The organism is Roseateles sp. GW823-FHT07B05 (assembly GCF_058794515.1).
Window position 1 is genome coordinate 645,257 of the sequence record NZ_JBXAGX010000002.1, and the last position, 24,476, is coordinate 669,732.

The 24,476-nt window shown below is 70.3% G+C and carries 31 protein-coding genes and 1 tRNA gene; 18 read left to right on the forward strand and 14 right to left on the reverse strand.

Features of this window, described 5'->3' with window-relative positions; genetic code table 11:
* Positions 1-28: 28 nt before the first annotated feature.
* Positions 29-832 (reverse strand): protein-L-isoaspartate(D-aspartate) O-methyltransferase, encoded by an 804-nt coding sequence (locus tag AC1Q7O_RS07085; RefSeq protein ID WP_492659822.1) that lies wholly within the window; start codon positions 830-832, stop codon positions 29-31.
* 4 nt (positions 833-836) lie between these two features.
* Positions 837-1,580, reverse strand: a complete 744-nt coding sequence (gene surE, locus AC1Q7O_RS07090; protein ID WP_492659821.1) for a 5'/3'-nucleotidase SurE — start codon at positions 1,578-1,580, stop codon at positions 837-839.
* A gap of 92 nt (positions 1,581-1,672) precedes the next feature.
* Here surE and AC1Q7O_RS07095 point away from each other — a divergent pair, with 92 nt between their 5' ends.
* Together AC1Q7O_RS07095 and AC1Q7O_RS07100 are read left to right on the forward strand one after the other, a co-directional pair.
* Positions 1,673-2,656, forward strand: a complete 984-nt coding sequence (locus AC1Q7O_RS07095; RefSeq protein ID WP_492659820.1) for an NADPH:quinone oxidoreductase family protein — start codon at positions 1,673-1,675, stop codon at positions 2,654-2,656.
* Positions 2,657-2,746: 90 nt separating this feature from the next.
* A complete protein-coding gene (locus tag AC1Q7O_RS07100; RefSeq protein WP_492659819.1) occupies positions 2,747-3,490 on the forward strand; it encodes a LuxR C-terminal-related transcriptional regulator in 744 nt (247 codons plus the stop codon).
* An 81-nt stretch (positions 3,491-3,571) separates the two neighbouring features.
* On the opposite strand, the gene AC1Q7O_RS07105 is transcribed toward AC1Q7O_RS07100, so the two are convergent.
* Positions 3,572-4,120 carry a carboxymuconolactone decarboxylase family protein gene (locus AC1Q7O_RS07105; RefSeq protein WP_492659818.1) on the reverse strand — a complete coding sequence of 183 codons (549 nt, stop codon included), beginning with the start codon at positions 4,118-4,120 and terminating at the stop codon, positions 3,572-3,574.
* 99 nt (positions 4,121-4,219) lie between these two features.
* Between AC1Q7O_RS07105 and AC1Q7O_RS07110 the strand changes: the two genes are divergently transcribed.
* From AC1Q7O_RS07110 to AC1Q7O_RS07145, 8 genes are all read left to right on the forward strand, one after another.
* A complete protein-coding gene (locus tag AC1Q7O_RS07110) occupies positions 4,220-5,080 on the forward strand; it encodes an AraC family transcriptional regulator (protein ID WP_492659817.1) in 861 nt (286 codons plus the stop codon).
* 10 nt (positions 5,081-5,090) lie between these two features.
* The gene (locus AC1Q7O_RS07115) at positions 5,091-5,438 is read left to right on the forward strand and encodes a hypothetical protein (RefSeq protein ID WP_492659816.1); all 348 of its coding nucleotides are present in this window, start codon (positions 5,091-5,093) and stop codon (positions 5,436-5,438) included.
* 76 nt (positions 5,439-5,514) lie between these two features.
* Positions 5,515-5,772, forward strand: coding sequence for a hypothetical protein (locus tag AC1Q7O_RS07120; protein ID WP_492659815.1), 258 nt, complete (start codon positions 5,515-5,517; stop codon positions 5,770-5,772).
* A complete protein-coding gene (locus AC1Q7O_RS07125; RefSeq protein WP_492659814.1) occupies positions 5,769-7,142 on the forward strand; it encodes a TolC family protein in 1,374 nt (457 codons plus the stop codon). Before AC1Q7O_RS07120 ends, AC1Q7O_RS07125 begins: the two co-directional genes overlap by 4 nt.
* Positions 7,143-7,160: 18 nt before the next feature.
* Positions 7,161-8,534, forward strand: coding sequence for a multicopper oxidase family protein (locus AC1Q7O_RS07130; RefSeq protein ID WP_492659813.1), 1,374 nt, complete (start codon positions 7,161-7,163; stop codon positions 8,532-8,534).
* A 7-nt stretch (positions 8,535-8,541) separates the two neighbouring features.
* Entirely contained in the window at positions 8,542-9,024 is a 483-nt protein-coding gene (locus tag AC1Q7O_RS07135; RefSeq protein WP_492659812.1) for a cupredoxin domain-containing protein, read from the forward strand.
* 19 nt (positions 9,025-9,043) lie between these two features.
* Positions 9,044-9,358, forward strand: a complete 315-nt coding sequence (locus AC1Q7O_RS07140) for a copper-binding protein (protein ID WP_492659811.1) — start codon at positions 9,044-9,046, stop codon at positions 9,356-9,358.
* Positions 9,355-9,735: a hypothetical protein gene (locus AC1Q7O_RS07145; protein ID WP_492659810.1), complete on the forward strand. Its 381-nt coding sequence runs from the start codon at positions 9,355-9,357 to the stop codon at positions 9,733-9,735. The genes AC1Q7O_RS07140 and AC1Q7O_RS07145 overlap by 4 nt, the downstream gene beginning before the upstream one ends.
* 47 nt (positions 9,736-9,782) lie before the next feature.
* On the opposite strand, the gene AC1Q7O_RS07150 is transcribed toward AC1Q7O_RS07145, so the two are convergent.
* From AC1Q7O_RS07150 to AC1Q7O_RS07165, 4 genes are all read right to left on the reverse strand, one after another.
* Positions 9,783-9,871, reverse strand: a tRNA-Ser gene (locus tag AC1Q7O_RS07150).
* Between the two features lie 63 nt (positions 9,872-9,934).
* Positions 9,935-11,230 (reverse strand): serine--tRNA ligase, encoded by a 1,296-nt coding sequence (gene serS, locus AC1Q7O_RS07155; RefSeq protein ID WP_492659809.1) that lies wholly within the window; start codon positions 11,228-11,230, stop codon positions 9,935-9,937.
* Between the two features lie 70 nt (positions 11,231-11,300).
* Positions 11,301-12,278: a 4-hydroxy-3-methylbut-2-enyl diphosphate reductase gene (gene ispH / locus AC1Q7O_RS07160; protein WP_492659808.1), complete on the reverse strand. Its 978-nt coding sequence runs from the start codon at positions 12,276-12,278 to the stop codon at positions 11,301-11,303.
* Positions 12,278-12,721: an FKBP-type peptidyl-prolyl cis-trans isomerase gene (locus AC1Q7O_RS07165; RefSeq protein WP_492659807.1), complete on the reverse strand. Its 444-nt coding sequence runs from the start codon at positions 12,719-12,721 to the stop codon at positions 12,278-12,280. Before AC1Q7O_RS07165 ends, ispH begins: the two co-directional genes overlap by 1 nt.
* A 39-nt stretch (positions 12,722-12,760) precedes the next feature.
* Between AC1Q7O_RS07165 and radC the strand changes: the two genes are divergently transcribed.
* From radC to AC1Q7O_RS07180, 3 genes are all read left to right on the forward strand, one after another.
* Positions 12,761-13,435 (forward strand): RadC family protein, encoded by a 675-nt coding sequence (radC, locus tag AC1Q7O_RS07170; protein ID WP_492659806.1) that lies wholly within the window; start codon positions 12,761-12,763, stop codon positions 13,433-13,435.
* Positions 13,432-14,076: a Smr/MutS family protein gene (locus tag AC1Q7O_RS07175; RefSeq protein ID WP_492659805.1), complete on the forward strand. Its 645-nt coding sequence runs from the start codon at positions 13,432-13,434 to the stop codon at positions 14,074-14,076. The genes radC and AC1Q7O_RS07175 overlap by 4 nt, the downstream gene beginning before the upstream one ends.
* A 156-nt stretch (positions 14,077-14,232) precedes the next feature.
* On the forward strand, positions 14,233-14,883 hold the full coding sequence (locus AC1Q7O_RS07180) for a hypothetical protein (RefSeq protein ID WP_492659804.1): 651 nt from the start codon (positions 14,233-14,235) through the stop codon (positions 14,881-14,883).
* A gap of 35 nt (positions 14,884-14,918) precedes the next feature.
* Here the strand turns inward: AC1Q7O_RS07180 and AC1Q7O_RS07185 are convergent, their stop codons facing one another.
* From AC1Q7O_RS07185 to AC1Q7O_RS07195, 3 genes are all read right to left on the reverse strand, one after another.
* On the reverse strand, positions 14,919-15,314 hold the full coding sequence (locus AC1Q7O_RS07185) for a group II truncated hemoglobin (RefSeq protein WP_492659803.1): 396 nt from the start codon (positions 15,312-15,314) through the stop codon (positions 14,919-14,921).
* Positions 15,315-15,475: 161 nt separating this feature from the next.
* Entirely contained in the window at positions 15,476-16,273 is a 798-nt protein-coding gene (locus tag AC1Q7O_RS07190; RefSeq protein ID WP_492659802.1) for a MinD/ParA family protein, read from the reverse strand.
* Positions 16,270-17,007, reverse strand: coding sequence for a GGDEF domain-containing protein (locus tag AC1Q7O_RS07195; RefSeq protein WP_492659801.1), 738 nt, complete (start codon positions 17,005-17,007; stop codon positions 16,270-16,272). The genes AC1Q7O_RS07190 and AC1Q7O_RS07195 overlap by 4 nt, the downstream gene beginning before the upstream one ends.
* Positions 17,008-17,217: 210 nt before the next feature.
* Between AC1Q7O_RS07195 and AC1Q7O_RS07200 the strand changes: the two genes are divergently transcribed.
* The 4 genes from AC1Q7O_RS07200 to AC1Q7O_RS07215 all read left to right on the forward strand — a co-directional run bounded on the left by AC1Q7O_RS07200 (position 17,218) and on the right by AC1Q7O_RS07215 (position 20,572).
* Positions 17,218-18,069 (forward strand): CheR family methyltransferase, encoded by an 852-nt coding sequence (locus AC1Q7O_RS07200; protein WP_492659800.1) that lies wholly within the window; start codon positions 17,218-17,220, stop codon positions 18,067-18,069.
* A gap of 2 nt (positions 18,070-18,071) precedes the next feature.
* Entirely contained in the window at positions 18,072-18,737 is a 666-nt protein-coding gene (cheD, locus tag AC1Q7O_RS07205; RefSeq protein WP_492659799.1) for a chemoreceptor glutamine deamidase CheD, read from the forward strand.
* Positions 18,738-18,760: 23 nt separating this feature from the next.
* Positions 18,761-19,849, forward strand: coding sequence for a protein-glutamate methylesterase/protein-glutamine glutaminase (locus AC1Q7O_RS07210; RefSeq protein WP_492659798.1), 1,089 nt, complete (start codon positions 18,761-18,763; stop codon positions 19,847-19,849).
* 69 nt (positions 19,850-19,918) lie between these two features.
* Entirely contained in the window at positions 19,919-20,572 is a 654-nt protein-coding gene (locus AC1Q7O_RS07215) for a PEP-CTERM sorting domain-containing protein (RefSeq protein ID WP_492659797.1), read from the forward strand.
* A 3-nt stretch (positions 20,573-20,575) separates the two neighbouring features.
* Here AC1Q7O_RS07215 and AC1Q7O_RS07220 read toward each other — a convergent pair whose 3' ends face one another.
* The gene (locus AC1Q7O_RS07220) at positions 20,576-20,878 is read right to left on the reverse strand and encodes a hypothetical protein (protein WP_492659796.1); all 303 of its coding nucleotides are present in this window, start codon (positions 20,876-20,878) and stop codon (positions 20,576-20,578) included.
* Between the two features lie 92 nt (positions 20,879-20,970).
* Between AC1Q7O_RS07220 and AC1Q7O_RS07225 the strand changes: the two genes are divergently transcribed.
* Positions 20,971-21,924: a LysR substrate-binding domain-containing protein gene (locus AC1Q7O_RS07225; protein WP_492659795.1), complete on the forward strand. Its 954-nt coding sequence runs from the start codon at positions 20,971-20,973 to the stop codon at positions 21,922-21,924.
* Between the two features lie 28 nt (positions 21,925-21,952).
* Here the strand turns inward: AC1Q7O_RS07225 and hemW are convergent, their stop codons facing one another.
* The 3 genes from hemW to rph are packed head-to-tail and all read right to left on the reverse strand — an operon-like array spanning position 21,953 to position 24,466.
* Positions 21,953-23,137, reverse strand: coding sequence for a radical SAM family heme chaperone HemW (hemW, locus tag AC1Q7O_RS07230; protein WP_492659794.1), 1,185 nt, complete (start codon positions 23,135-23,137; stop codon positions 21,953-21,955).
* 4 nt (positions 23,138-23,141) lie between these two features.
* Entirely contained in the window at positions 23,142-23,747 is a 606-nt protein-coding gene (gene rdgB / locus AC1Q7O_RS07235) for an RdgB/HAM1 family non-canonical purine NTP pyrophosphatase (RefSeq protein WP_492659793.1), read from the reverse strand.
* On the reverse strand, positions 23,744-24,466 hold the full coding sequence (gene rph / locus AC1Q7O_RS07240; protein WP_394511272.1) for a ribonuclease PH: 723 nt from the start codon (positions 24,464-24,466) through the stop codon (positions 23,744-23,746). Before rph ends, rdgB begins: the two co-directional genes overlap by 4 nt.
* Positions 24,467-24,476 lie beyond the last annotated feature (10 nt).

The following is a 24,476-nucleotide window of genomic DNA, read 5'->3' on the forward strand; positions in this document are numbered from 1 at the left end:
TGTGTGGCGCGGTGCGCCAGCGGCTCCGTCAGACGACGCCGGATTTTAGGGGGACGAACAGCACGGCCTCGTGCTCGCTGCGCAGCCAGCGGCTGACCCCGCCTTCGACGACATGATCCAGCACCACCAGCACCTGGCCGCGGCCACTGGACGCGGTGGGCGCGATGAGACGGCCGCCGGGCGCGAGTTGCTCGGTCCAGGCGGGCGGGATGTCCTCGCCGCCGGCGGCCGCGATGATGCTGTCGAACGGCCCGCTGGCCGCGTGGCCGACGCGGCCGTCACCCCAGATGAGGCGCGGTGAGCGCGGCAGCACGAGACGCTGCAGGTTGGCCCGGGCCTTGTCATGCAGCCCCTGCAGCCGTTCGATGGACGTGACGTGCCGCGCCAGCATCACGATGACCGCAGCCTGGTAGCCACAGCCCGTGCCGATCTCCATCACGCGGCCCAGCGAGCCGCGCTGCCGGGCGCCGGCGCCGGCCATCAGCAGGCCCAGCATGTGGGCCACGACGGAAGGCTTGGAGATGGTCTGCCCATGGCCGATGGGCAGGGCCGTGTCTTCGTAGGCCTGCGCGGCCAGCGCGCTGTCGACGAACTCGTGGCGCGGCACGGCGGCCATGGCGGCCAGCACGTGCTCGTCGAACCGGCCCTCGGCGCGCAGCCGGTCGACCATGCGCTGGCGCACGGCACCACCGTCCAGCCCCGTGCCGCTGGGGCGGGCCAGCCGGGCCGCGTCCCGCGTTGCCTGGTGCAGGTGGCGCTGCGGCATCAGCAGCTCGCGCTGCGGCGCCGCGGCCGACTTCAGGCTGGCCGGGAAACGCTTGGGCGTGGACATCGGCTCAGAGGCCCAGGCGTTGCGCCCAGGCGCCCAGCGACGCGTGCTCGGTGAGGTCCACCTGCAGTGGCGTGATCGACACCTGGCCGTTGGCGGTAGCGTGGAAGTCCGTGCCCTCGTCGGCATCCTTGGCTTCGCCCGCCGGGCCGATCCAGTAGATGGTCTCGCCGCGCGGGTTGACCTGCTCGATGATGGCCTCGGCGGAATGGCGACGCCCCAGCCGCGTGATCTTGCGCGGCAGCTTGTCGGCGTCGGCCCGGTTGGGGATGTTGACGTTGAGCAGGAAGCTCTGGCCCAGCCCGCCGGCAATGACCTGCTCGACGACGCTGCGCGCCGTGCGGGCCGCGGCCTCCAGTTCCACCCAGCCCTTCTCGGCCTGCGAGAACGCGATGGACGGGATGCCGAACAGATAGCCCTCGGTGGCCGCGGCCACGGTGCCTGAGTACAGCGTGTCGTCGCCCATGTTGGCGCCGTTGTTGATGCCGGAGAGCACCAGGTCGGGCCGGTAGCCCAGCAGGCCGCTCAGCGCGAGGTGGACCCCGTCCGACGGCGTGCCGCTGACGTAGCGGAAGCCGTTGGCGGCGCGGTAGACGTTGAGCGGGCGGTTCAGCGTCAGCGAGTTGGACGTGCCGCTGGCGTTCTGCTCGGGGGCGATGACGTCGATCTCGCCCAGCCCCTCGCAGGCTTTCACGAGGGCCGCGAGGCCGGGGGCGAGGTAGCCGTCGTCGTTGGAAATCAGGATGCGCATGGGGGCCAATTGTAGGGAGCGCGTCACCTGCGAGACCGGGTGTAACCACGCTGATTCCTATCATGGCCGCTTCATTCCACGAGGAGACAGCAATGAAGGCATGGGTCTGCGAGAACCCGGTGGGCGTCGAGGCGCTGCAATGGCGCGATGTGCCCGCACCGCCGCTGGGCGCGGGCCAGATCCGCGTGGTCATCCGCGCCGCCAGCCTGAACTTCCCTGACCTGCTCATCGTGCAGAACAAGTACCAGATGAAGCCGCCCCTGCCCTTCGTGCCGGGCACGGAGTTCTCGGGCGTCGTCACCGAGGTGGGCGACGGCGTGAAGGGCTTCGCCGTGGGGCAGCGCGTCGCGGCCTTCGGCGGGCTGGGCGGCTTCGCCACCGAGGTGTGCATCCCGGCCGTGCTGGCCATGCCGCTGCCGGACGCCTTCAGCTTCGAGGATGCCGCGGCGTTCATCTGCACCTACGCCACCAGCCACCACGCGCTGATGGACCGCGGCGCGCTGCAGGCCGGCGAGACGGTGCTCATCCTCGGCGCGGCGGGCGGCGTCGGCACGGCGGCCATCCAGATCGCCAAGGCCGCCGGCGCCCGCGTCATCGCCGCGGCCGGCAGCGATGCCAAGTGCCAGGCCTGCCTGGCGCTGGGCGCCGACGCCGTCATCAACTACGCGACGCAGAACCTGCGCGACGAGTTGAAGGCGCTCACCGAAGGCAAGGGCCCCGACGTCGTCTACGACCCGGTCGGCGGTGACCTGGCCGAGGCCGCCTTCCGCTCCATCGCCTGGCGCGGCCGCTATCTCGTCATCGGCTTCGCGCAGGGCAGCATCCCGGCGCTGCCGCTGAACCTGGCACTGCTGAAGGGCGCGTCGCTGGTGGGCGTGTTCTGGGGCGAGTTCGCCAAGCGCGAACCGGGCCGCAACGCGAAGATGCTGGGCGAACTGGCCGGCTGGTATGCCGCCGGCAAGATCAAGCCCGTGCTGGACCGCGTGCTGCCCATGGCAGACCTGCCCGCGGCCTTCGCACGGATGGCCGCGCGCGAGGTGGTCGGCAAGGTAGTTCTTACCAATCGTGAAGCCTGAAACGGGGGCTCAGCCCCCCGCAGTCTCGGCCCATCGCGGCACGGGGCCTGCGCTACATTCGTTGGTCGAAATGACAGCCGCCGCTCTCCCATGACCGTCAAAGTCTTGATCATCGAAGACAACCCCGTCGCCCGCAGCTTCCTGTGCCGCGTGGTGCGCGAGAGCTTCAGCGACGCGATGGAGATCACCGAGGTGGGCGATCTCGAAAACGCCCGCCGCCAGGTGGCCAAGTTCGGCAATGCGCCGGATCACGGCTTCAAGCTCGTCCTCGTCGACCTGGAACTGCCCGACGGCAACGGCATGGAGTTCCTCACCGAGCTGTCCGGCTCGGCGGCCATCAAGATCGTCACGACGCTGTACTCCGACGACGACCATCTCTTCCCCGCGCTGCAATGCGGCGCCGACGGCTACCTGCTGAAGGAAGACCGCTTCGAGGTGCTGGTGGAGGAGCTGCAACGCATCGTGCGCGGCCAGCCACCGCTGTCGCCGGCCATCGCGCGCCGGCTGCTGTCGCACTTCCGCCCGTCGTCGTCCGGCGACAGCGGCACCATGCCGCTGAACTCCGGCTTCGGCTCGCTGTCGTCGTCGCACGCGCCGTTCAGCAACAGCCGCAACGTCGCGCTGGACCCGCCGCCCGAGTGGGAACGCCTGACGCCGCGCGAGAGCGAAGTGCTGACCTACCTGAGCAAGGGCTTCACGATCAAGGAGATCGCGAACCTGATGGGCATCAAGTGGTTCACCGTCAACGACCACATCAAGAGCATCTACAAGAAGCTCAACGTCAGCAGCCGCGCCGAAGCGGCGGTGCTGGCGTCAAAGCAGGGCCTGGTCTAGCCAGCGCTGCACGAACCGCTCCAAGGCCCCGGCGAGTCCGGGGCCTTGTTGTTTGGGCGGGGTCGACCAGCGGCTGCCCGCTCAAGCAGCCGAGCGCAGCTTCACACCAGGGAAATCCACCGACACGGCGAACGCGACGTTCACGTAGTTCGTGAACAGGTTCAGCGCGACGTGCGCCAGGATCTCGACGATCTGGCCGTCGCCGAAACCGGCCGCGCGCAGCGCCGCGACGTCGGCATCGCCCACCTGGCCGCGCTGCTCGACGAGCTTCAGCGCGAAACGCAGCGCGGCGGCCGTCGCCGGGTCGGCCGATTCGCCGGCCTGCGCGGCGCTCATCTCGGCGGCCGACGCGCCCGCCTTGCGGCCCAACGCCGTGTGCGCGGCCAGGCAGTACTCGCAGCCGTTGCGGTCGGCCACGGCGACGGCGATCTGCTCACCCAGCTTGGCCGGGATGCTGCCGCCACCCAGCGCGCCGAAGAAGCCCCACATCGCCTGCAGCGCGGCCGGCGAATTGGCGACGGCGCGGAACATCGCGGGCGTGGCGCCGAAGGCGCCGTGCACCGCATCCAGCAGCGGGCGGCTGGCGGCGGGGGCATCGGCGGCGGAGACGAGGGGAATGCGGGAGGTCATGGCGTCACCTTTCGGTTGCTGTGGAGGAAGGCCTCCACTGTGCGCGCCGGCTCAGGTCGATAGGTATCATTCAGTCCGCACAACATACCGATTCATCCCATGAACGACGCCTCGCCGCTGGACCGCCTAAGCCCGCTGCTGGAGCGCTTCCGCGTGCGCGCTAGCCTGTTCCACGCCGGGCCGCTGTGCGGCGTGACGCATTTCGACGCGCAGCCCGGGCGGGGCTTCCTGCACGTCATGCGCAACGGCGAGATGGCAGTTCGCCACGCGGTCGGCAGCGGGCTCGTGGAGCAGCTGGTGGTGAGCGAACCCAGCCTGGTGTTCTACCCGCGCCCGCTGGCGCACGACTTCCACAACGCGCCCACAGAGGGCGCGGATTTCGTCTGCGCGACGCTGGACTTCGACCAGGGCGACGCCCACCCGCTGGTGCGCGCGCTGCCGCCGCTGGTGGTGCTGCCGCTGGCCCGCGTGGTCGGCCTCAACGAGACGCTGACGCTGCTGTTCGGCGAGGCCGAGCGCGTGCGCTGTGGCCAGCGGCTGCTGGCGGACCGGCTGTTCGAGGTGCTGCTGCTGCAACTGCTGCGCTGGATGCTGGACCAGCGCGACAACCCGCTGCCGGTGGGCCTGCTGAACGGCCTGGCGGATGCGCGCCTGGCCCGGGCGCTGACCGCCGTGCACGCCCGCCCCGGCGAGGCCTGGACGCTGGAGCGGCTGGCCGCCGAGGCCGGCATGTCGCGCAGCCGCTTTGCCGAGGCCTTCCGCGACGCCGTCGGCACGACGCCCGCCGATTACGTGGCAGACTGGCGCCTGGCCATCGCCCGCGCCGAGTTGCGCGCGGGCAAACCGTTGAAAACGCTGGCCGCGGAGCTGGGCTACGCGAATGCGTCGGCGCTGAGCCGGCTGTTCTCGCAGCGGCACGGCGGGCTGTCGGCCCGGGCCTGGCGGCAGCAGCGCGGTTAAAGTGCCGGCCATGCGTCGCCCCGGCCGCTTCCTCGTCCTCTGCCTGCTGCTCGTGCTGCTGCCCTTGCGCAGCGTGCTGGCGGCTGCGCAGTTGGAATGCGGGCCGGCGCAGCCGACGCCGGCCGTGATGGCCCATGCGGAGCACGCGCATCACGACCACCAGGACATGGATGACCCGGCCGACGCCCACCACAGCCAGGCGTGCAAGCTGTGCGCCCCCTGCTGCCTGGCCGCCGCGCCACCACCGGCGTTGGCGCTGACCGTGACGAGCGCACCGGCCCAGCGCGCCGCGCAGGTGCCCGCCGAGCGCTGGACGGGCGTCGTGCCGCCGCTGCCCGACCCGCCACCCCGGGCCTGAGCCCCTCCCAACGCTGCCCTCCCGCCGCGCGCCTGGTTGCGCCTGGTGGGTCGACCACCCGTTCAGAGAGGCTGTCATGCCCTTGTTGTTCCCCCGCGTCGCGGCGCTGCTCGCCGCCGGCCTGACGCTGAGCGCCACCGCCCAGACGCCCCGCCCCGATCCCGCCGATGCGCGCACCCAGGTGCCGCGCGTCGCGCCCCGCCAGGCCCCGCCACCGCAGGCTGCCGATGACCCGCCGCCCGCCGACTGGCGCGCCGCCAATGCCCGCGTCGAGCGCGTGGGCGGTTGGCGCACCTACGCCCGCGAAACGCTGCCGCCGGAGAAGACGCCATGAAGCGCGCGCTGTCCCTGACCGCGCTGGCGCTGGCGCTGACCGGCTGCGCCAGCCTGACGCCCGGCGATGAGGTCGGCGATGTCACGCGCCTGACGCAGCCGCACACCGGCCAGGCGCTGGCTGCCGAACCGCTGCCGGCCGACGATCTGGCCGCCCGCCTGCGCGAGCCGCTGAGCGCCGACGCCGCCGTGCAGCTGGCGCTGCAGAACAGCCGCGCGCTGCAGGCCCGCCTGGCCCGCCTGGGCGTGACGGCCGCCGAGGTGGACGCGGCCGGCCGGCTGCCCAACCCGGGCTTCAGCTTCAGCCGCCTCACCCGCGGCGACGAGGTGGAGCTGGAGCGCGGCTGGCACGTCAACCTGGCCCGGCTGCTGACGCTGCCGCTGGTGCGCCAGGCCGAGCAGCGCCGCCTGCAGGCCGAGCAGCAGCAGGCCGCGGCTGATGTGCTGGCGCTGGCGGCGGACACGCGCCGCGCCTGGGTGGCCGCCGTTGCCGCGGAGGAGGCGCTGACGTATCGCCGCCAGGTGCTGGACGCCGCCGACGCCGGCGCCGAGCTGGCTCGCCGCATGCAGGCCGTCGGCAACTTCAACGCACTGGCTCGCGCGCGCGAGCAGGGCTTTGCGGCCGAGGCGCGGCTGGCGCTGGCGCGCGCGGAGAGCCAGCGCCTCGCGACCCGCGAGCGCCTGGTGCGCCTGCTGGGCCTGTGGGGCGACGACGCCGCCGCGCTGCGTGTGCCCGACCGGCTGCCCGCGCTGCCGACGACCGCCCGCGAGCAGCCCGACATCGAGACGCTGGCACTCGCGCAGCGGCTGGACGTGCAGGCGGCGCGGCTGCGGCTGGAGCAGGCCGCACGCCAACTGGATGCCGGCCGCATCAACCGCTTCGTGTCGATGCTGGAGCTGGGCGTCGTGCACAACACGTCCAACGAGGCGCCGGTGCAGCGCGGCTGGGAGGTCACGCTGGAGCTGCCGCTGTTCGGCCCCGGCCCGCTGCCGCGCGCACAGGCGCTGGCCCGCGAGGCGGCGCACGACGCGGCCGACACGGCCATCCGCGCGCGCTCCGAGGTGCGTGAGGCCTACGGCCTGTACCACGGCGCGTGGGACATCGCGCGCCAGCACCGCGACGAGCTGCTGCCGCTGGCGCGGCGCATCTCCGACGAGCAGCTTCTGCGCTACAACGGCATGCTGATCGGCGTGTTCGAGCTGCTGGCCGATGCCCGTGCCCAGGTGGCCGCCGTGGCCGCCGCGCAGGACGCGCTGCGCGACTTCTGGCTGGCCCAGGCCGACCTGGACCAGGCCCTGCTGGGCCGCGCCACGCCCGCCCTGCCCTCCGCCGGCCCCGCCGCTGCCGCTGCCGCGGCGGCGGCCCACTGAACCCCGAGGACACACCCCATGTTCAACCGACGTTCCCTGCTGGCGGGGTCGACGCTGGCATCGCTGGCCGCCGTCTCCAAGGCGGCGATGGCCGCCCTGCCCGAGCCCGTCATCCAGACCTCGCCCGACACGCAAGCCCCGCTCATCCCGCCCACCGGGCGGCCCTACAACCCCGTCGTCACGCTGAACGGCTGGACGGCGCCCTGGCGCATGAAGGACGGCGTCAAGGAGTTCCACCTCGTGGCCGAGCCCGTCGTGCGCGAGATGGCGCCCGGCTTCAAGGCCCACCTGTGGGGCTACAACGGCCAGAGCCCCGGGCCCACCATCGAGGTCGTCGAGGGCGACCGCGTGCGCATCTACGTGACCAACCGCCTGCCCGAGGTGACCAGCATGCACTGGCACGGCCAGCGCCTGCCCAACGGCATGGACGGCGTCAGCGGCCTGACGCAGCCGCCCATCCCGCCCGGCAAGACCTGGGTCTACGAGTTCGTCGCCCGTCGGCCCGGCACCTTCATGTACCACCCGCATGCCGACGAAATGGTGCAGATGGCCATGGGCATGATGGGCCTGTGGATCACGCATCCCAAGGCGAAGCACCCGCACATCGCCGACGTCGACCGCGACTACGCCTTCCTGCTGAACGCCTACGACATCGACCCAGGCAGCGCGACGCCCAAGGTCATGACGATGCTGGACTTCAACCTGTGGAGCTGGAACAGCCGCGTGTTCCCGGGCATCGCGCCGCTGGTGGCGCGCCAGGGCGACCGCGTGCGCATCCGCGTCGGCAACCTGACGATGACCAACCACCCCATCCACATCCATGGCCACGAGTTCGAGGTGACCGGCACGGATGGCGGCCCGGTGCCTCGATCAGCGCGCTGGCCCGAGGTGACGACGGACATCGCCGTGGGCCAGATGCGGCAGCTGGAGTTCATCGCCGACGAGGAAGGCGACTGGGCCTTCCACTGCCACAAGGCGCATCACACGATGAATGCGATGGGCCACAACGTGCCGACGATGATCGGCGTGGACCACAGCGGCCTGGCCGCCAGGATCCGCAAGCTGGTGCCCGACTACATGGTCATGGGCGAGCGCGGCATGCACGACATGACCGAGATGAGCATGCCGCTGCCCGACAACACGGCGCCCATGATGACCGGCGACGGCCCGTTCGGCCCGGTCGCGATGGGCGGCATGTTCAGCATGCTGAAGGTGCGACGCGGGCTCAGGCGCGGCGACTACACGGACCCCGGCTGGTTCCAGCATCCGCCCGGCACCGTGGCGCGCGAGGTGGGCGATGCGCCGCCTGCGACAAGCGCGCCAGCGCCGGCCGCGCACGCTTCGGACGTCGAGGTGCAGGTGCGCAAGCCTCAAGGCCACCACAACCATTGAGGCCCGCATGAAGACATTCATCACCTCCCTCACGCTGGCCCTCGCCGCCGCGGCAGCACAGGCGCATGGCGCCCACGCCGCCAGCGCGCCGGTCGTCGTCAAGCAGGAACAGAAGGCCTGGGGCATTGCCGGCGAACCCCGCGCGGCCCGGCGCACTGTCGAGATCACGATGAGCGACGACATGCGCTTCACGCCATCGCGCATCAACGTGCGCCGCGGCGAGACGCTGCGCCTGGTGCTGCGCAACACCGGCGCCGTGCTCCACGAACTCGTCATCGGCACGCCCCGGGAACTGGAAGAGCATGCGGCGCTGATGCTCAAGTTCCCCGGCATGGCGCACGACGAGCCCTACATGGCCCATGTGCCGCCGGGCCAGACCGGCGAGATCGTCTGGACCTTCAACCGGGCAGGCGAGTTCGACTTCGCCTGCCTCATCGCCGGCCACTTCCAGGCCGGCATGCGCGGCAGCATCGTCGTCCGCGCGCGCTGAAATTCATCAAGGAATTGCCATGAAAGAACTCCTCCTGTGCGCCGCGCTGCTGGCGACACCCGTGCTGTCGCATGCAGCCGAGCCGCCGGCCCTACCAGCCTCCGCCGCCGATGCGATGACCGATGCCGAGGTGCGCAAGGTCGACCTGGCCACGGCCAAGGTCACGCTGCGCCACGCCGAGATCAGGTCGCTGGACATGCCGGCGATGACGATGGTGTTCCAGGCCCGCGACAAGCGGCTGCTGGACGGCCTCAAGGTCGGCGACAAGGTGCGCTTCAAGGCCGCGCATGACGGCGGCCAGTTCATCGTCACGGCCATCGAGGCGGCCAAGTGAGGGCGGCGCTCGCCCTGCTGTGCCTGGCCGCTGGCGGCTCCGCAGCGGCGGCCGCCCAGGTCGTCGACATCGCCTGGACGCCCGAGGGCCGCTTCACGCACACGGCGACGCTGGCACCGCGCGAGCTGCTGGAGGTGTGCGGCAAGCTGCCCCGGGGCGGCCGCGTGGCCTGGTCCTTCGAGGCCGGCGCGCCGCTGCCGTTCAACATCCATGTCCACCAGGGCAAGGCCGTGGTGTATCCGGCGCAACTGGACAAGGCCGAGAAGGCGCAGGGCCTGCAGGTCTTCGACGCCGAGCCCGCGCATTGCTGGATGTGGACCAACAAGACCGCCGAGGCCGTGAAGGTCAGCGTCGAGCTGCAGCAGACGCCTCGCTGAGCGTCCGAAAAAGAAAAAGCCCGCCGGGGTTGCCGGCGGGCTGTTCTTGGCGGAGAGGGAGGGATTCGAACCCTCGGTACGGAAACCGTACGCCTGATTTCGAGTCAGGTACATTCGACCACTCTGCCACCTCTCCTGATTCGGTGAGCGTTGGTGCGAAGCCTGCCATTATAGCCAGCTTTTTCCCACCCGCTACGAATCAGCCGCGCAACACCTCTACGCCGCCCATGTAGGGGCGCAGCGCCTCGGGCACGGTGATGCTGCCGTCGACGTTCTGGTAGTTCTCCAGCACCGCGACGAGCGTGCGGCCCACGGCCAGGCCGGAGCCGTTCAGCGTGTGCACGAACTCGTTCTTGCCCTGCGCGTTCTTGAAGCGCGCCTGCATGCGACGGGCCTGGAAGGCTCCCATGTTCGAGCAGGAGCTGATCTCGCGGTATGCGTTCTGTGCCGGCACCCAGACTTCCAGGTCGTAGGTCTTGGTCGAGCCGAAGCCCATGTCGCCGGTGCACAGCAGCATGGTGCGGTACGGCAGGCCGAGCTTCTGCAGGATGGCCTCGGCGTGCTGCGTCATCTCTTCCAGCGCGGCCATGCTGTGCTCGGGCTGCTCGATGCGCACCATCTCCACCTTGTCGAACTGGTGCTGGCGGATCAGGCCGCGCGTGTCACGGCCGGCGGAGCCGGCTTCCGAGCGGAAGCAGGGGCTGTGCGCCGTCAGCTTGACGGGCAGCTCCTCGGCCTTCAGCACGCTCTCGCGCACGGTGTTGGTCAGCGAGATCTCCGACGTGGAGATCAGGTACTGCTCCACCTGCTCGTCGTCGCCGCCGCGCAGCACCCAGAACATGTCTTCCTTGAACTTGGGCAACTGGCCCGTGCCCTCCAGGATCTCGCGGTTGACGATGTAGGGCGTGTAGCACTCGGTGTAGCCGTGCTCGGTGGTCTGCACGTCCAGCATGAACTGCGCGAGCGCGCGGTGCAGGCGCGCCACGGGCCCCTTCAGGAACGTGAAGCGCGAGCCCGACAGCTTGGCGCCGGTCTCGAAGTCCAGCCCCAGCGGAGCGCCCAGGTCGACGTGGTCCTTGACGTCGAAGTCGAACGTGCGCGGAGCGCCCCAGCGGCGCACTTCCACGTTGCCCGTCTCGTCGGCGCCCGCCGGCACGCTGGCGTCGGGCAGGTTGGGCACGCTCATCAGCATCTGGCTGAGCTCGACCTGGATGGCCTCCAGCCGATCGGCGCCGGCCTTCAGCTCGTCGCCGATGCCGCCCACCTCGGCCATCAGCGCCGAGGCGTCCTCGCCCTTGCCCTTGGCCATGCCAATCTGCTTGGACAGCGCGTTGCGGCGGGCCTGCAACTCCTCGGTGCGGGTCTGCACGCCCTTGCGTTCGGCTTCCAGCGCCTTGAAGCGCTCAACGTCGAGATACGGCTGCGGGTTCTTGCGCGCGGTCAGGCGCTCGACGACGGTGTCGAGCTCCTTGCGCAGTTGGGTGATGTCAAGCATGGGTGTCCTTCAAGTCGAATACGAAAGCGGCGCCGATGTCAGGCGCCGCCGGAAGCTGGAAGCACCGGCTTCAAGATCGGGATGCGCTGACCTCGGCCATGGACTTGTCGCCCAGGCCCATGGGCAGCGGGAAGCGCACATGCTCCTCCACGCCCGGCAGGCTGCGCACGGTGGTGGCGCCCAGCGCGCGCAGGCGGTCGATGACGGCCTGCACCAGCACGTCGGGGGCCGAGGCGCCGGCCGTCAGGCCCACGCGGGCGCGGCCGTCCAGCCATTCGGCCTTCAGGTCCTCGGCAGCGTCGACCATGTAGCCCGGCGTGCCCAGCCGCTCGGCCAGCTCGCGCAGGCGGTTGCTGTTGGAGCTGGTGGGGCTGCCGACGACGATGACGACGTCGACCTGCGGCGCCAGCACCTTGACGGCGTCCTGGCGGTTCTGCGTGGCGTAGCAGATGTCCTGCTGCTTGGGCTCGCGCACCCGCGGGAACACGCGCTTGACCTCGGCCAGGATCTCGGCCGCGTCGTCGACGCTGAGCGTGGTTTGCGTGACGACCGCCAGCTTGGACTGGTCTTTCACGGTGACCTTGGCAACGTCCTCGACCTCTTCCACCAGGAAGATGCCATCGGACAGCTGGCCCATCGTGCCCTCGACCTCGGGGTGACCCTTGTGGCCGATCATGATGAACTCGAAGCCCTCGCGGTGCAGCTTGGCCACCTCGACGTGGACCTTGGTGACCAGCGGGCAGGTGGCGTCGAAGATCTGGAAGCCGCGCGCCGTGGCCTCGCGGCGCACCTCCTGGCTGACGCCGTGCGCGCTGAACACCAGCGTCGCGCCGGCCGGCACCTCGGCGAGCTCCTCGATGAAGATCGCGCCGCGCGCCTTCAGGTCGTTGACGACGTAGGTGTTGTGGACGATCTCGTGGCGCACGTAGATGGGCGCGCCGAACTTGACCAGCGCCCGCTCGACGATCTCGATGGCACGGTCCACGCCGGCGCAGAAGCCGCGCGGCTCGGCCAGCAGCACTTCCTGGGGTTGCACGACTGAGCTCATCACAGCACCCCGATCACTTGCACTTCGAAGCTGACCGGCTGGCCGGCGAGCGGGTGGTTGAAGTCGAACAGCAGCGACTCGTCGCCCAGTTCGCGCACGACGCCGGCATAGCCACCCTGCCCGTCCGGGCCGGGGAACTGCACGACGTCGCCGACGTTGTAGGTCTCGTCCGGATCGCCCAGCTGGCGCAGCAGCGTCAGCTTCACACGCTGGAGCAACTCGGGGTTGCGTTCGCCGAAGGCCTCGCCGGGCGCCAGCGTGAAGCGCTCGTGCGCGCCCTCGGGCAGGCCGATGAGGCGCGCCTCGATGGCGGGCGACAGCTGGCCGGCACCGAGCGACAGCGTGGCGGGCTTGTCGTCGAAGGTATTGACGATGTCGGCACCGTCCGGGCCCGTGAGCCGGTAATGCAGGGTCAGGAAGGACCCGGCCTGGATGGGGTTCATGCGAGAGATGGGGCGCTTGGCTAGACTGCGGCCGATTTTATGTCGCTGACCCACCTGCCCCCCGATGCCCGCCCGCGCGAGAAGCTGCTCGCCCGTGGGCCGCAGGCGCTGGCGGACGCCGAACTGCTGGCGTTGCTGCTGCGCACGGGGCTCAAGGGCATGCCCGTGCTGCAGCTGGCGCAGAGCCTGCTGGACCGCTTCGGCGGCTGGGCCGGGCTGCTGGCCGCCAGCGTGCAGGACCTGGGCAAGGTCAAGGGCCTGGGGCCGGCCAAGCGGGCGGAGATCGCCGCGGTGCTGGAGATCGCGCGGCGCTCGCTGAACCAGCAACTGGCCGAGAAGCCGGCAATGAACGACGTCGCCGCCGTGCGCACCTTCCTGCGCCTGCACCTGGGTGGACTGGGGCAGGAAGTGTTCGCGGTGCTGTTCCTGGACGCGCAGCTGCGGCTCATCGCGATGGAGACGCTGTTCCACGGCACGCTGACGGCCACGACCGTGCACCCGCGCGAGGTCATCAAGCGCGCGCTGGCGCTGGGGGCCGGCGCGGCCATCCTGGCGCACAACCACCCCAGCGGCGTGGCCGAACCGTCGCGCGCGGACGAGCTGCTCACCCGGCAGCTCGTGCAGGCGCTGGCCCTGGTGGACGTGCGCGTCGTCGATCACTTCATCGTCGGCGCTGCCGACGTGGTGTCGTTTGCCGAGCGGGGCCTGCTGTGAGCCGCATCGCACGCAGCCTGGCCGACCTGAAGCCGCTGGCCCGCGAGCTGGCCGCGGCCCGGCTGGCCGCGGAAGCCGAGCGCGAGCGCGTGGCCGCCGCATTGCGGCTGGCGGATCAGGAGCGCCGCGTGTTCGAGCTGAGCGTGGGCCCGGTGACGCCGCTGCGCCGCGTCGACCGCGTGCTGCACGACCTGGAACAGCCGCCGCCCGAGCCGCGCCAGCGAGAGGCCGACGAGCGCGCGGTGCTGCTGCAGGCGCTGTCCGACGAGATCGACATCGACAGCCTGCTGGAGACCGACGAGACGCTGTCGTTCCGCCGCGAGGGCATCAGCCTGGAGGTGGTACGCAAGCTGCGCCGCGGCCACTGGGCGCTGCAGGGCCAACTGGACCTGCACGGCCTGCGCCGCGACGGCGCGCGCGAGGCGCTGAGCCACTTCATCCACGACAGCGCCCGACGCGGCCTGCGCTGCGTGCGCGTCGTGCACGGCAAGGGGCATGGCTCGCCCGGTCGCGAACCGGTGCTCAAGGGCCGCGTGCGGCGCTGGCTGGTGCAGAAGAACGAGGTGATGGCCTTCGTGCAGGCGCGCGCCAGCGACGGCGGCGCAGGCGCCCTCATCGTGCTGCTCACCGGCACGGCCTGACACCGCACTGACGCCGCGGCGTGCGCTTTGCCACACGTGGCGCGCCGCCGACGGGCAAAGCCACCATTGACCCGTCGGCCGCCGCGGGCGTAGCCTGGGCTCAAGCCGCCGGACGTGCGGCCCTGGTGTCATCAACCGCAGCAGAGAGGAGAGCCCATGAACCTGTCCCACACGCATGCCCACCGCCCCCCGCAACCCCAGCGTTATGTCGGCGTCGGTCTGGTCGTGGCCCTGCACATCGCCGCCATCTACGCGTTCAGCGCCGGGCTCATCCACCCGCCGGTCCGGGTCAAGGAACCCACGGTGCTGCTGCCGCCCATCCCGGACAAGCCCCGGGAGCCCGAGACGCTGCGCAAGCCGGTCACGCCGGACAAGCCCAGCTTCTCGACGATCCAGGTGCCCGAAATTCCCGCACAGCCGTGGCAGGTGGAGCAACCAACCACCGTCACCACCACCGCGCTACGCGACGACGCGCCGCCTCTCACTGGCGGCAGCACGGCCGGCACGGTGACGCCTGCGCACAACCCGCCGGCCGAGCAACCGCTGATGCGCACGCCGGGCGCCGTCTGCGCTGTCATGCCCAAGCCGGACGTACCCGCCGTCAACTGGGCGGGTGAAGCCGTGTTCAACGTCATCGCCACCGTGCGCGGCGGCAAGGTCGTCGGCACGGAGATCCGCGTCACCCAGGGCGCGCTGGACAGCAAGACCCGCCGCTCCTTCCAGCGTTCCGTCGAAGCGGCACTGGCCGGCTACCAGTGCCAGGGCGACGCGATGTTCCAGCAGGACTTCGCGTTCCGCCTGGATTGAGTTGAAAGCGGCGGCCGCCGATGGCGGCTGCCGCCTCAGGCGCCGACGTTGCGCATCCAGTCGGCCGTGCCGGCGAACGACTCGGCCAGCCGGTCCCGCAGCGCCGGGTCCACGCCCACCTCGTGCATCGCCTGCCCCATGCAGGCCAGCCATTCATCGCGCTCGGCGATGCCGATGCGAAACGGCAGATGGCGCGCCCGCAGCCGCGGGTGGCCAAAGCGGCTGATGTAGTGGTCGGGGCCACCCAGCCAGCCGCACAGGAACCAGAACAGCTTGTCGCGCGCCGACTCCAGCGAGTCACCATGCGCGGCGCGCAGCCGCGCGTAGGCGGGCTCCAGCTCCATCAGGTCGTAGAAGCGGTCGACCAGCTCGCGCACGCGCGGCTCGCCGCCGATCCACTCGAAGGCGCTGCCGGCATTCACTTCAGTCATGGCGATGCACTCATTTGCGGGCCGAGCGCTGGGCCGATCCCGAGCCGGCCCGCCCAAGGCGATGTGCGTGCGGCTCAATGCCGCATGCATCGCCGTCCCCGCGGGGGACCGACCAGGCATGCCGGCGCACAGCGCGGCGCGACTGGGCGAGGGGCTCCATGTCAGCCAAGCAGTTTGCTCGCAAGGGCCTTGATGGCCTGGGCCGCATCGCAGCCGGGGTAATGCTCCAGCATCAGTTGGCGCTTCAGCACGGCCTGGCGCACGGCCACGTCGGCCTTGATCTCGGCCTGCAGCTCAAGCTTGAAGGTCTGGCCCGGCGTCGGGCCGACGAAGCGCTGCAGCACCTGCTGCAGCTGGCCACAGATGAGCTTGCCCTCGCCGACGCGGTTGGCCTGGTTGACGACCAGGCCCACATGCCGGCGCTCCTGCTGCGTGGCCAGCACCTTGATGGTGGCGTAGGCGTCGGTCAGCGACGTGGGCTCGGGCGTCGCGACGACGAGCACGTCGGTGGCCAGCGAGATCGCGTACAGCACCACGTCGGAGATGCCGGCGCCGGTGTCCAGCAGCACCCAGTCGAAGCGCGGCTTCACGAGGTCGATGATGTGCAGCAGCTTGTCGCGCACCTCGGGCGTCAGCCGCGAGTACTCCACCATGCCCGAGCCGGCCAGCAGCACGCTGAAGCCGCCGGGCGCGGGCAGGATGGCCTGCTCCAGCGTGGCCTTTTCGGTGAAGACGTCATGCAGCGTCAGCTTGGGGTGCAGGTTCAGCACCACATCGAGGTTGGCGAGGCCGAGGTCGGCATCCAGCACCAGCACCTTCTGGCCACGCGCAGCCAGCGCGGCAGCGAGGTTGGCGGTGACGAAGGTCTTGCCGACGCCACCCTTGCCGCTCGTGACGGCCAGGGTGCGGGCGCCGGGGCGCGTGGGGCGGGGAGCAGCAGGATCGTTGGTCGTGCTCATGGCAGGTCCTGTTGCGTTTCGAGATTCAGGGAGGCGAACAACATGCCCTTTTCTTCGGCGCTGACCAGGGACTCGATCTGGGGTTCGAGGCAGGCGCGGTTACGGCCCTCGGCCTTGGCGCGGTAGAGCTGGCGGTCGGTGCGTTCCGTCCACAACAGCGGCGACGAGCGCACCCACTGCGGTGCGAACGCCCCACCCAGGCTGACGGTGACGCTCAGCATCTGCCCTGGTGCGATCTCGATGCTGAGCTCCGAGACCCGCTCGCGCACGCGCTCGGCCACGGCCAGGCCCACATGCGTGGCGCAGTTGGGCAGGATGATGGCGAATTCCTCGCCGCCCACGCGGGCCACGAGGTCCATGGGCCGCACGGTCTGCGCGACGGCCGTCGCGACGGCGCGGATGACCTGGTCGCCGGCGCCATGGCCATGGGTGTCGTTGACGGCCTTGAAATGGTCGATGTCCAGCATCAGCAGCAGCGCCGCCTCGCCGGAGCGGGCGACACGGTCCACCTCGCGGGCCAGCGCCATCTCGAAGCTGCGGCGGTTGACCAGCCCGGTCAGCGCGTCCTTGCTGGAGAGGTCGCACAACGCATCGACGACGGCCTGCAGCCAGGCGACGCTGCCCGGCGCCTGGTCCGGAAGCAGCGCGCCGGCCTGCTGCAACAACTGCAGGGCCTGGTTCAGATCGAGCGCCTGGGCGTCGATCAGCGTCGGGGTGGGCAGGCGATGTTCCAAAGGCTGGCGGTACGGCGAGCGGACGGGATTGGGGTTCCAAGCCAGTCTAGCAGCGGGGCCAGGGCGCACGGGTCGTGAAACAGGCACGTTCCTGCGGCCTGTTTGCACTATGCTGGCCCGGCCCAGGCCCGTATCCACGGGCCCGCGGTGCAGAATCGGTGCGCCGACGCCATAACTGCTGCGAGCACCCATAAATCTGATCCACGAGACATGCCCGCACCCGACCTCGCCCAAGGCAACGACTCTCTCGACCACGAGTTCAGCTTCAGCAAGGCCGACTTCGACCGCGTGCGCGAGCTGATCTACAAGCATGCCGGCATCAGCCTGCATGACGGCAAGCATGCGATGGTCTACAGCCGGCTGTCACGCCGCCTGCGCGAGACCGGTCACAAGAGCTTCGCGAGCTATCTGCAGTGGCTGGAGGCGTCCACCGGCCCCTCCGGCGCGGCCGAGTGGCAGGAATTCGTCAACTGCCTGACGACCAACCTGACCTCGTTCTTCCGCGAGGAGCATCACTTCCATGCGCTGAAGGACGACCTCAAGCCCTTCGTCGGCAAGCAGGTGCGCATCTGGTGCTGCGCGGCATCCACGGGCGAGGAGCCCTACTCCATCCTGATGACGTGCAGCGAGGCGCTGGGCGCGGGCGCCTCTGTGCAGCTGGTTGCCAGCGACATCGACACCAACGTACTGGCCACCGCCAGGCGTGGCGTCTACAACGCCGACTCGCGCGGCCTGGACGCCACGCGGCTGAAGAACTTCTTCATGCGCGGCACGGGCGCCAACGGCGGCAAGATCCGCATCAAGCCCGAGTTGCAGCGCTGGGTGGACTTCCGCCCGCTGAACCTGATGGACGCGCAGTGGCAGCTGGGTGACCCCTTCCACATGGTGTTCTGCCGCAACGTGATGATCTATTTCGATGGCCCGACCCAGCGCAAGGTGCTGGAGCGCATCCACCGCGTCATGCGGCCGGGCGGGCTGCTCTTCGTGGGTCATTCCGAGAACTTCACCGAATCGCGCGACCTGTTCAAGCTGCGCGGCAAAACCATCTACGAACGGGTCTGACCATGAACACGCCCCTCGCTTCCACAGCGACGATCGGACTGGGCAACCCTGTCGCCGTCGCCAAGGTCAACCAGCTCAAGGCCCAGCCGCGCAAGCAGGGCGAGGCCTCGTTCTTCTTCTACGACGCCCACTTCAAGAATGCGGCGGTCAAGATCCTGCCGGGCGAGTACTTCGTCGACACCGAGGACCTGCTCGTCATGACGACGCTGGGCTCGTGCATCGCGGCCTGCCTGTGGGACCGCGTCGCCAAGGTCGGCGGCATGAACCACTTCATGCTGCCCGAGGGCAACGGCGACTCGGGCCGCTACGGCTCGTTCGCGATGGAACTGCTGATCAACGAGATGATGAAGCGCGGCGCCAGCAAGTCGCGCATGGAAGCCAAGATCTTCGGCGGCGGCGCCGTCATCTCGGGCATGAACTCGCTGAACGTCGGCGAGCGCAACACCAACTTCGTCATCGATTTCCTGAAGCTGGAGCGCATCCCCATCGTGTCCAAGGACGTGATGGACGTGTACCCGCGCAAGGTGTGCTTCCTGCCCGCGAGCGGCAAGGCCATGGTCAAGCGCCTGGCACCGACCAATACCGACGCCCTGGTCCAGCAGGACAGGGCCGCGATCCAGAAGGTGCAGCCCGTCGCCAGCAGCGGCGGCTCCATCGATCTGTTCTAGAGAGTTGTCGAGGAGGGCCAACGATGGCCAAGACCAAAGTGGTCGTGGTGGACGATTCCGCGCTGGTGCGGTCCATCCTGACCGAGATCATCAATCGCCAGTCCGACATGGAATGCATCGGTGCCGCGGCCGACCCCTTGGTCGCGCGCGAGATGATCCGCAACCTCAACCCCGACGTCATCACGCTGGACGTGGAGATGCCGCGCATGGACGGGCTGGACTTCCTGTCACGCCTGATGCGGCTGCGCCCGATGCCGGTGGTGATGGTGTCCACGCTGACCGAGCGCGGCGCCGATGTGACGTTGAAGGCGCTGGAACTGGGCGCGGTGGATTTCGTCGCCAAGCCCAAGATCGGTGTCGCCGACGGCATCAAGCTGCTGGCGCAGGACATCACCGACAAGATCCGCATCGCCTCCAAGGCCCACATCCGCCGCGCCCCGCCGCCGGCCGCACCGGGTGCCGCGGCGCCGGCGCCGGCCAAGCCGGTCACGATGGCCAGCCTGGGCCGCGCGTCCACCGAGAAGCTCATCTTCATCGGCGCCTCCACCGGCGGCACCGAAGCCACCAAGGACGTGCTGATCAACCTGCCCGCCGACAGCCCGGCCGTCGTCATCACGCAGCACATGCCGCCCGGCTTCACGAAGAGCTACGCGGCGCGGCTGGACGGCCTGTGCAAGATCCGCGTCAAGGAAGCGCAGGACGGCGAGCGCATCCTGCCCGGCCACGGCTACATCGCGCCGGGCGGCTTTCACCTGACCGTGGAGCGCAGCGGCGCGAACTACATCGCCCGCGTGCAGGACGGCGACCCCATCAACCGCCACAAGCCGTCCGTCGAGGCGCTGTTTCTGTCGGCGGCGCGCGTGGTGGGCCAGAACGCCATCGGCATCATGCTGACCGGCATGGGCGCGGACGGCGCCAAGGCGATGAAGGTCATGAAGGACGCCGGCTCCTACAACTACTGCCAGGACGAGGCCACCTGCGTCGTCTTCGGCATGCCGCGCGAGGCCATTGCGGCCGGCGCAGCCGACGAGGTGCTGCCGCTGGGCCAGATCGCCACCAAGGTGCTGGAGCGCCTGCGCGCCACGTCGGGCATGTCGCTGAACCGCGTCTGATCCCTAGTTCATCGGCACCGGGACGGTGCCGGTTCGGTTACGGTGCGCGCTTCGCCTAGGAGCTCGCCCATGAAGCTGCACCGCCACCTGCTCGCCCTCGCCCTGCTGGGGGCCACCGCCGTGCACGCGGCCGATGCCGGCTTCACGAGCGAGGGCGCTTTCATTGCTGCAGCGGGCGCCACGTCGTTCGAGAGCTTCGAGCGACTGCCGACCGGCGAGCGCGCGCTCTCGCCGATCACCACGCCGCTGTTCACGATCAGCACCGTCAGCACGCCCATCGGCGTGCTGCAGACTGGCGTGAACTCGCCGGTTGACGGCTATGGCTCGACCGCCACGGATGGCATCCACTACGTGTCGGCCTACCTGCCCAACGTATCGCAGGGCACGCTCACATTCACCCTCGCGGCGCCGAGCAAGGCCTTCGGCCTGTACCTGACGGACATCGGCGAGACCGATGGCCAGATCATCCTGCGCACCAACGCCGGCGCCTTCTCCAGCGACCTCATCGTCGGCACGCACCCACCCCTGCTGCCCGATGGCAATGTGCGCTTCGTCGGCTTCACGCAGGACGTGGCGTTCACGCAGGTCACGCTGACAGTGACCGGCCTGGACGAGGCCTATGGGCTGGACAAGGTGTACGTCAGCGCCGTGCCCGAGCCGGCCTCGGTGCTGCTGATGGGGCTGGGCCTGGCCGGCCTGCTGGCATCGCGCCGCAAGCGCTGAGCCTCAGCGCGCGTCCGCCTTGGCCAGCTGCGTCTGGCCAGACGGCCGCCGCGCCGCAGCATCGCGCTCGGGTGGCAGCACCGGCTTGAAGCCGTCCAGCCGCTTGGCCGTTGGCGGCACCCAGGCCGCCTGAACGGGCGGCGCGGCCTTGGCCACGACGACGACGCGGGCCGAGCGGTCGGGTGCGGCGTCCTTCAGGTCGGCGTTCGAGTCGGTGAACGCCTGGGCAGGTGACACCGTCAGCACGACGGCCGCCGCCGCCGACAACAGCACGATCCAGCGGTAGGGCAGATTCAACAGGTTCATGGCGATTCCTTGGTGTGCTGGTTATGCTAGGCACCCACCGCGGCGCCACCAAGCGCTTGTTTCTGCACTGACTGGTCGATTTTTCTTACCAGATGGCTTCGCTGGACCGCTTCCCGCTGCACTACCTCGCCGCCTTCCGCGCTGCCGCGCAGACGCAGAACCTGCGCGCCGCTGCGGAAAGCCTGCACCTCACGCACAGCGCCGTCAGCCAGCAGATCCGCGGGCTGGAGACGCAGCTGGGCTTCGAGCTGTTCACACGCCAGGGCCGGCGCCTGACGCTCAACCCCGCCGGGCAGGCGCTGCAGCGCACCGTCATCAAGATGTTCGCCGAGCTGCAGGCCGGCCTGCTGGCGGCCACCCAGGCGCACGGCAACGCAGCGCAGACGCTGCGCGTGACCGCCCTGCCCTCGTTCGCGCAGCGCTGGCTGCTGCCGCGCCTGCCGCGCTGGCAGGTGCTGCAGCCCTGCATCACGCTGGACCTGCACGCGTCGCAACAGGTAGTGGACCTGGAGCGCGAGGGCTTCCACCTCGGCCTGCGCATCGGGCGCGGCCACTGGCCGGGGCTCGTCAGCGAGCCGCTGTTCCACTCGCCGCACATCGTTGTCGCGGCACCGGTGCTGGGGCAGCGGCTGGTGGGCGCCGCACCGACCGTGCTGGCGCAGCAGCCCTTGCTGGGCGACGCGGAGCTGTGGCGGCAGTGGTTCAACGAGGCCGGCCACACGGGCGCCGTGCCCACGCCGGTGGCCTCGTTCAATGACGCCGCGCTGCTGGGTCAGGCCGCCGAGCAAGGCATGGGCGTGGCACTGACGCGCGAACTGTTCGCGGCGGACGCGCTGCTGGACGGGCGCCTCGTGCGCGTGTCGGCGCAGGCCGTCGACGAGGACGAGACGCGCGACTACCAGGTCGTCTACCCCGAGGCGCTGCGCGGCGACCCGGCCGTGCGGGCCTTCTGCGACTGGCTGCATGCCGAGATCGCCGCGCTGGAGCAGCGGCTGCATGAAGCGCCCCAGGTGCGCCTGAGCCCGCCGGCCCCGCGAGGGGAGTGACGGCGCGCGGGTGCGACCCGCCGAGCCGTCAGAGGAACAGCTGCTGCAGGTCGCTGAGGAAGTCGAAGCCGCGCTCGGTGGGCTGGATCCGTGCGGGGTCGGCGGCCAGCAGCCCGCGGCCGCGCGCCGTTTCCAGTGCCTTGGCAATGCTGGACGGCGGCAAGCCCGTGCGCTCCAGGAACTGAAGGACGGTCACGCCGTCCTTCAGCCGCAGCGCGTTCAGCATGAACTCGAACGGCAGGTCCTTGCGCGCCACCTCGTGCTCGTTGCTGACCTTGTTGTCCTGCGCCATGAACGCCGCCGGCTCGCGCCAGCGCACCTGGCGCAGCACGCGGTGGGGAAAGCTCAGCTTGCTGTGCGCGCCGGCGCCGATGCCCAGGTAGTCGCCGAACTGCCAGTAGTTCAGGTTGTGCGCACAGCGGTGGCCGTCGCGGGCATAGGCCGACACCTCGTAGCGCGACAGCCCCATCGCGCCGGTCCTCGCGGTGATGAGGTCCAGCATGTCGCTGGCGAGATCGGGGTCGGGCAGGTGCTCGGGCGTGCGCGTCGCGAACACCGTGTTGGGCTCGATGGTCAGGTGGTAGATGGACAGGTGCGGCGGCTTGAAGCCCAGCGCCGTGTCCAGCTCGCGCGACAGGTCGTCCAGCGTCTGGCCCGGCAGCGCGTACATCAGGTCGAGGTTCCAGGTCTCGAACGCACCGGCCGCCTCGGTCAGCGCCTCTCGCGCCTGGGCCGAGCTGTGCACGCGGCCCAGCGTCTTCAGTTGCGCATCGTCGAAGCTCTGCACGCCGACCGACAGCCGCGTGACGCCGGCCTGGCGGAAGCCGGCAAAACGCTCGCGCTCGAACGTACCCGGGTTGGCCTCCAGCGTGATCTCGCAACCGGCCTCCAGCGGCAGGCGGGCGCGGATGTCGCTGATGAGCTGCCCGATCTGCTCCGGGTTGAACAGGCTGGGCGTGCCGCCGCCGATGAAGATGCTGACGACCGGCCGGCCCCAGATCAGCGGCAGCGCGGCCTCCAGGTCGGTCCGCAGCGCCGCGAGATAGGCCTCGGCCGTGTCGGCTGACAGCCCGCCGTTCTTCACCTCGTGGGAGTTGAAGTCGCAGTACGGGCATTTGCGCAGGCACCACGGCAGATGCACGTACAGCGCAAGCGGCGGCAGCGCCGGCAGCTGCAGCGTGCCCGGGCGCATCAGGTGCTGGAGATCGGCCATGGCGTTAGCCCAGATGCCAGACGTCGCGGAACTGATCGATCAGTTGCGCCGCCGCGAGTGCGCGGTGGCTGTGCCGGTTCTTCGTCTCGGCGCCAAGGCTGGCGACCGTCTGGCCCAGCGCCGGGATGTGCATCAGCGGGTCGTAGCCGAAACCGCCCTCGCCGCTGGGCGCCGTCAGGATCTCGCCCATCCAGCGGCCCATCGCGATCAGCGGCTCCGGGTCGTCGGCGCTGCGCACCGCTACTAGCGCGCAGACGAAGCGAGCGCGGCGGTCGGCCACGCTGGCGAGTTCGCGCAACAGCCGCTCGTTGTTGGCGGCATCACTCTTCTCGCCGCCGGCGTCCAGTGCATAGCGCGCCGAGCGCACGCCCGGTGCCCCGCCCAGCGCATCAACGCTGATGCCGGAGTCGTCGGCCAGCGCCGGCAGGCCGCTCAGCCGGGCCGCATGCCGGGCCTTGGCCAGCGCGTTCTCGGCGAAGGTGTCGAACGGCTCCTCCGCCTCCGGGATGCCCAGGCTACCCTGGGTGACCAGCTCGATACCGAGTGGCGTGAACAGCGCCTGCAGCTCGACGAGCTTCTTGGCGTTGTTGGAGGCAAGGACCAGCTTCATGCGCTCTTCTGCAACGCGATCAGTTCGCGGATGCCCTTGTCCGCGAGGTCCAGCAGCGCGTTCATCTCGTCGCGCGTGAAGACCACGCCCTCGGCCGTGCCCTGCAGCTCGACGAAGCCGCCCGAGCCGGTCATGACGACGTTCATGTCGGTGTCGCAGGCCGAGTCTTCGGTGTATTCCAGGTCCAGCAGCGGCACGCCGTCGACGATGCCCACCGAGATGGCGGCCACCGAGTCCTTGATCGGCGAGCGCGACAGCTTGCTGTCGGCGATGAGCTTGGCGACGGCGTCCTGCGCGGCGACGAAGGCGCCGGTGATGGCGGCCGTGCGCGTGCCGCCGTCGGCCTGCAGCACGTCGCAGTCCAGCGTGATGGTGCGCTCGCCCAGGGCAGCCAGGTCGAACACGGCGCGCAGCGAGCGGCCGATGAGGCGCTGGATCTCCTGCGTGCGGCCGCTCTGCTTGCCCTTGGCGGCCTCACGGTCGCTGCGGGTGTGCGTGGCGCGCGGCAGCATGCCGTACTCGGCCGTCACCCAGCCCTCGCCCGAGCCGCGCTTGTGCGGCGGCACGCGCTCCTCCACCGACGCGGTGCACAGCACGCGCGTCGAGCCGAACTCGATCAGCACGGAGCCCTCGGCATGCACGGTGAAGCCGCGGGTGATGCGCACCGGGCGCAATTGATTGGCAGCGCGGCCAGCGCTGCGCGTGAAGGTCTTGGTCATGACGGGAGAA

Bases quoted from the DNA above. Each gene is read 5' to 3' on its own strand.
- AC1Q7O_RS07200 (WP_492659800.1), top strand. From the start codon at position 17,218: ATGCCCGCACCCGACCTCGCCCAAGGCAACGACTCTCTCGACCACGAG.
- AC1Q7O_RS07140 (WP_492659811.1), top strand. From the start codon at position 9,044: ATGAAAGAACTCCTCCTGTGCGCCGCGCTGCTGGCGACACCCGTGCTG.
- AC1Q7O_RS07220 (WP_492659796.1), bottom strand. From the start codon at position 20,878: ATGAACCTGTTGAATCTGCCCTACCGCTGGATCGTGCTGTTGTCGGCG.
- AC1Q7O_RS07210 (WP_492659798.1), top strand. From the start codon at position 18,761: ATGGCCAAGACCAAAGTGGTCGTGGTGGACGATTCCGCGCTGGTGCGG.
- AC1Q7O_RS07165 (WP_492659807.1), bottom strand. From the start codon at position 12,721: ATGAACCCCATCCAGGCCGGGTCCTTCCTGACCCTGCATTACCGGCTC.
- AC1Q7O_RS07110 (WP_492659817.1), top strand. From the start codon at position 4,220: ATGAACGACGCCTCGCCGCTGGACCGCCTAAGCCCGCTGCTGGAGCGC.
- rdgB (WP_492659793.1), bottom strand. From the start codon at position 23,747: ATGAAGCTGGTCCTTGCCTCCAACAACGCCAAGAAGCTCGTCGAGCTG.
- AC1Q7O_RS07190 (WP_492659802.1), bottom strand. From the start codon at position 16,273: ATGAGCACGACCAACGATCCTGCTGCTCCCCGCCCCACGCGCCCCGGC.
- AC1Q7O_RS07185 (WP_492659803.1), bottom strand. From the start codon at position 15,314: ATGACTGAAGTGAATGCCGGCAGCGCCTTCGAGTGGATCGGCGGCGAG.
- AC1Q7O_RS07135 (WP_492659812.1), top strand. From the start codon at position 8,542: ATGAAGACATTCATCACCTCCCTCACGCTGGCCCTCGCCGCCGCGGCA.
- AC1Q7O_RS07215 (WP_492659797.1), top strand. From the start codon at position 19,919: ATGAAGCTGCACCGCCACCTGCTCGCCCTCGCCCTGCTGGGGGCCACC.
- AC1Q7O_RS07130 (WP_492659813.1), top strand. From the start codon at position 7,161: ATGTTCAACCGACGTTCCCTGCTGGCGGGGTCGACGCTGGCATCGCTG.
- ispH (WP_492659808.1), bottom strand. From the start codon at position 12,278: ATGAGCTCAGTCGTGCAACCCCAGGAAGTGCTGCTGGCCGAGCCGCGC.
- surE (WP_492659821.1), bottom strand. From the start codon at position 1,580: ATGCGCATCCTGATTTCCAACGACGACGGCTACCTCGCCCCCGGCCTC.
- AC1Q7O_RS07095 (WP_492659820.1), top strand. From the start codon at position 1,673: ATGAAGGCATGGGTCTGCGAGAACCCGGTGGGCGTCGAGGCGCTGCAA.
- hemW (WP_492659794.1), bottom strand. From the start codon at position 23,137: ATGGCCGATCTCCAGCACCTGATGCGCCCGGGCACGCTGCAGCTGCCG.
- AC1Q7O_RS07225 (WP_492659795.1), top strand. From the start codon at position 20,971: ATGGCTTCGCTGGACCGCTTCCCGCTGCACTACCTCGCCGCCTTCCGC.
- serS (WP_492659809.1), bottom strand. From the start codon at position 11,230: ATGCTTGACATCACCCAACTGCGCAAGGAGCTCGACACCGTCGTCGAG.
- AC1Q7O_RS07125 (WP_492659814.1), top strand. From the start codon at position 5,769: ATGAAGCGCGCGCTGTCCCTGACCGCGCTGGCGCTGGCGCTGACCGGC.
- AC1Q7O_RS07105 (WP_492659818.1), bottom strand. From the start codon at position 4,120: ATGACCTCCCGCATTCCCCTCGTCTCCGCCGCCGATGCCCCCGCCGCC.
- cheD (WP_492659799.1), top strand. From the start codon at position 18,072: ATGAACACGCCCCTCGCTTCCACAGCGACGATCGGACTGGGCAACCCT.
- rph (WP_394511272.1), bottom strand. From the start codon at position 24,466: ATGACCAAGACCTTCACGCGCAGCGCTGGCCGCGCTGCCAATCAATTG.
- AC1Q7O_RS07115 (WP_492659816.1), top strand. From the start codon at position 5,091: ATGCGTCGCCCCGGCCGCTTCCTCGTCCTCTGCCTGCTGCTCGTGCTG.
- AC1Q7O_RS07120 (WP_492659815.1), top strand. From the start codon at position 5,515: ATGCCCTTGTTGTTCCCCCGCGTCGCGGCGCTGCTCGCCGCCGGCCTG.
- AC1Q7O_RS07180 (WP_492659804.1), top strand. From the start codon at position 14,233: ATGAACCTGTCCCACACGCATGCCCACCGCCCCCCGCAACCCCAGCGT.
- AC1Q7O_RS07100 (WP_492659819.1), top strand. From the start codon at position 2,747: ATGACCGTCAAAGTCTTGATCATCGAAGACAACCCCGTCGCCCGCAGC.
- radC (WP_492659806.1), top strand. From the start codon at position 12,761: ATGTCGCTGACCCACCTGCCCCCCGATGCCCGCCCGCGCGAGAAGCTG.
- AC1Q7O_RS07085 (WP_492659822.1), bottom strand. From the start codon at position 832: ATGTCCACGCCCAAGCGTTTCCCGGCCAGCCTGAAGTCGGCCGCGGCG.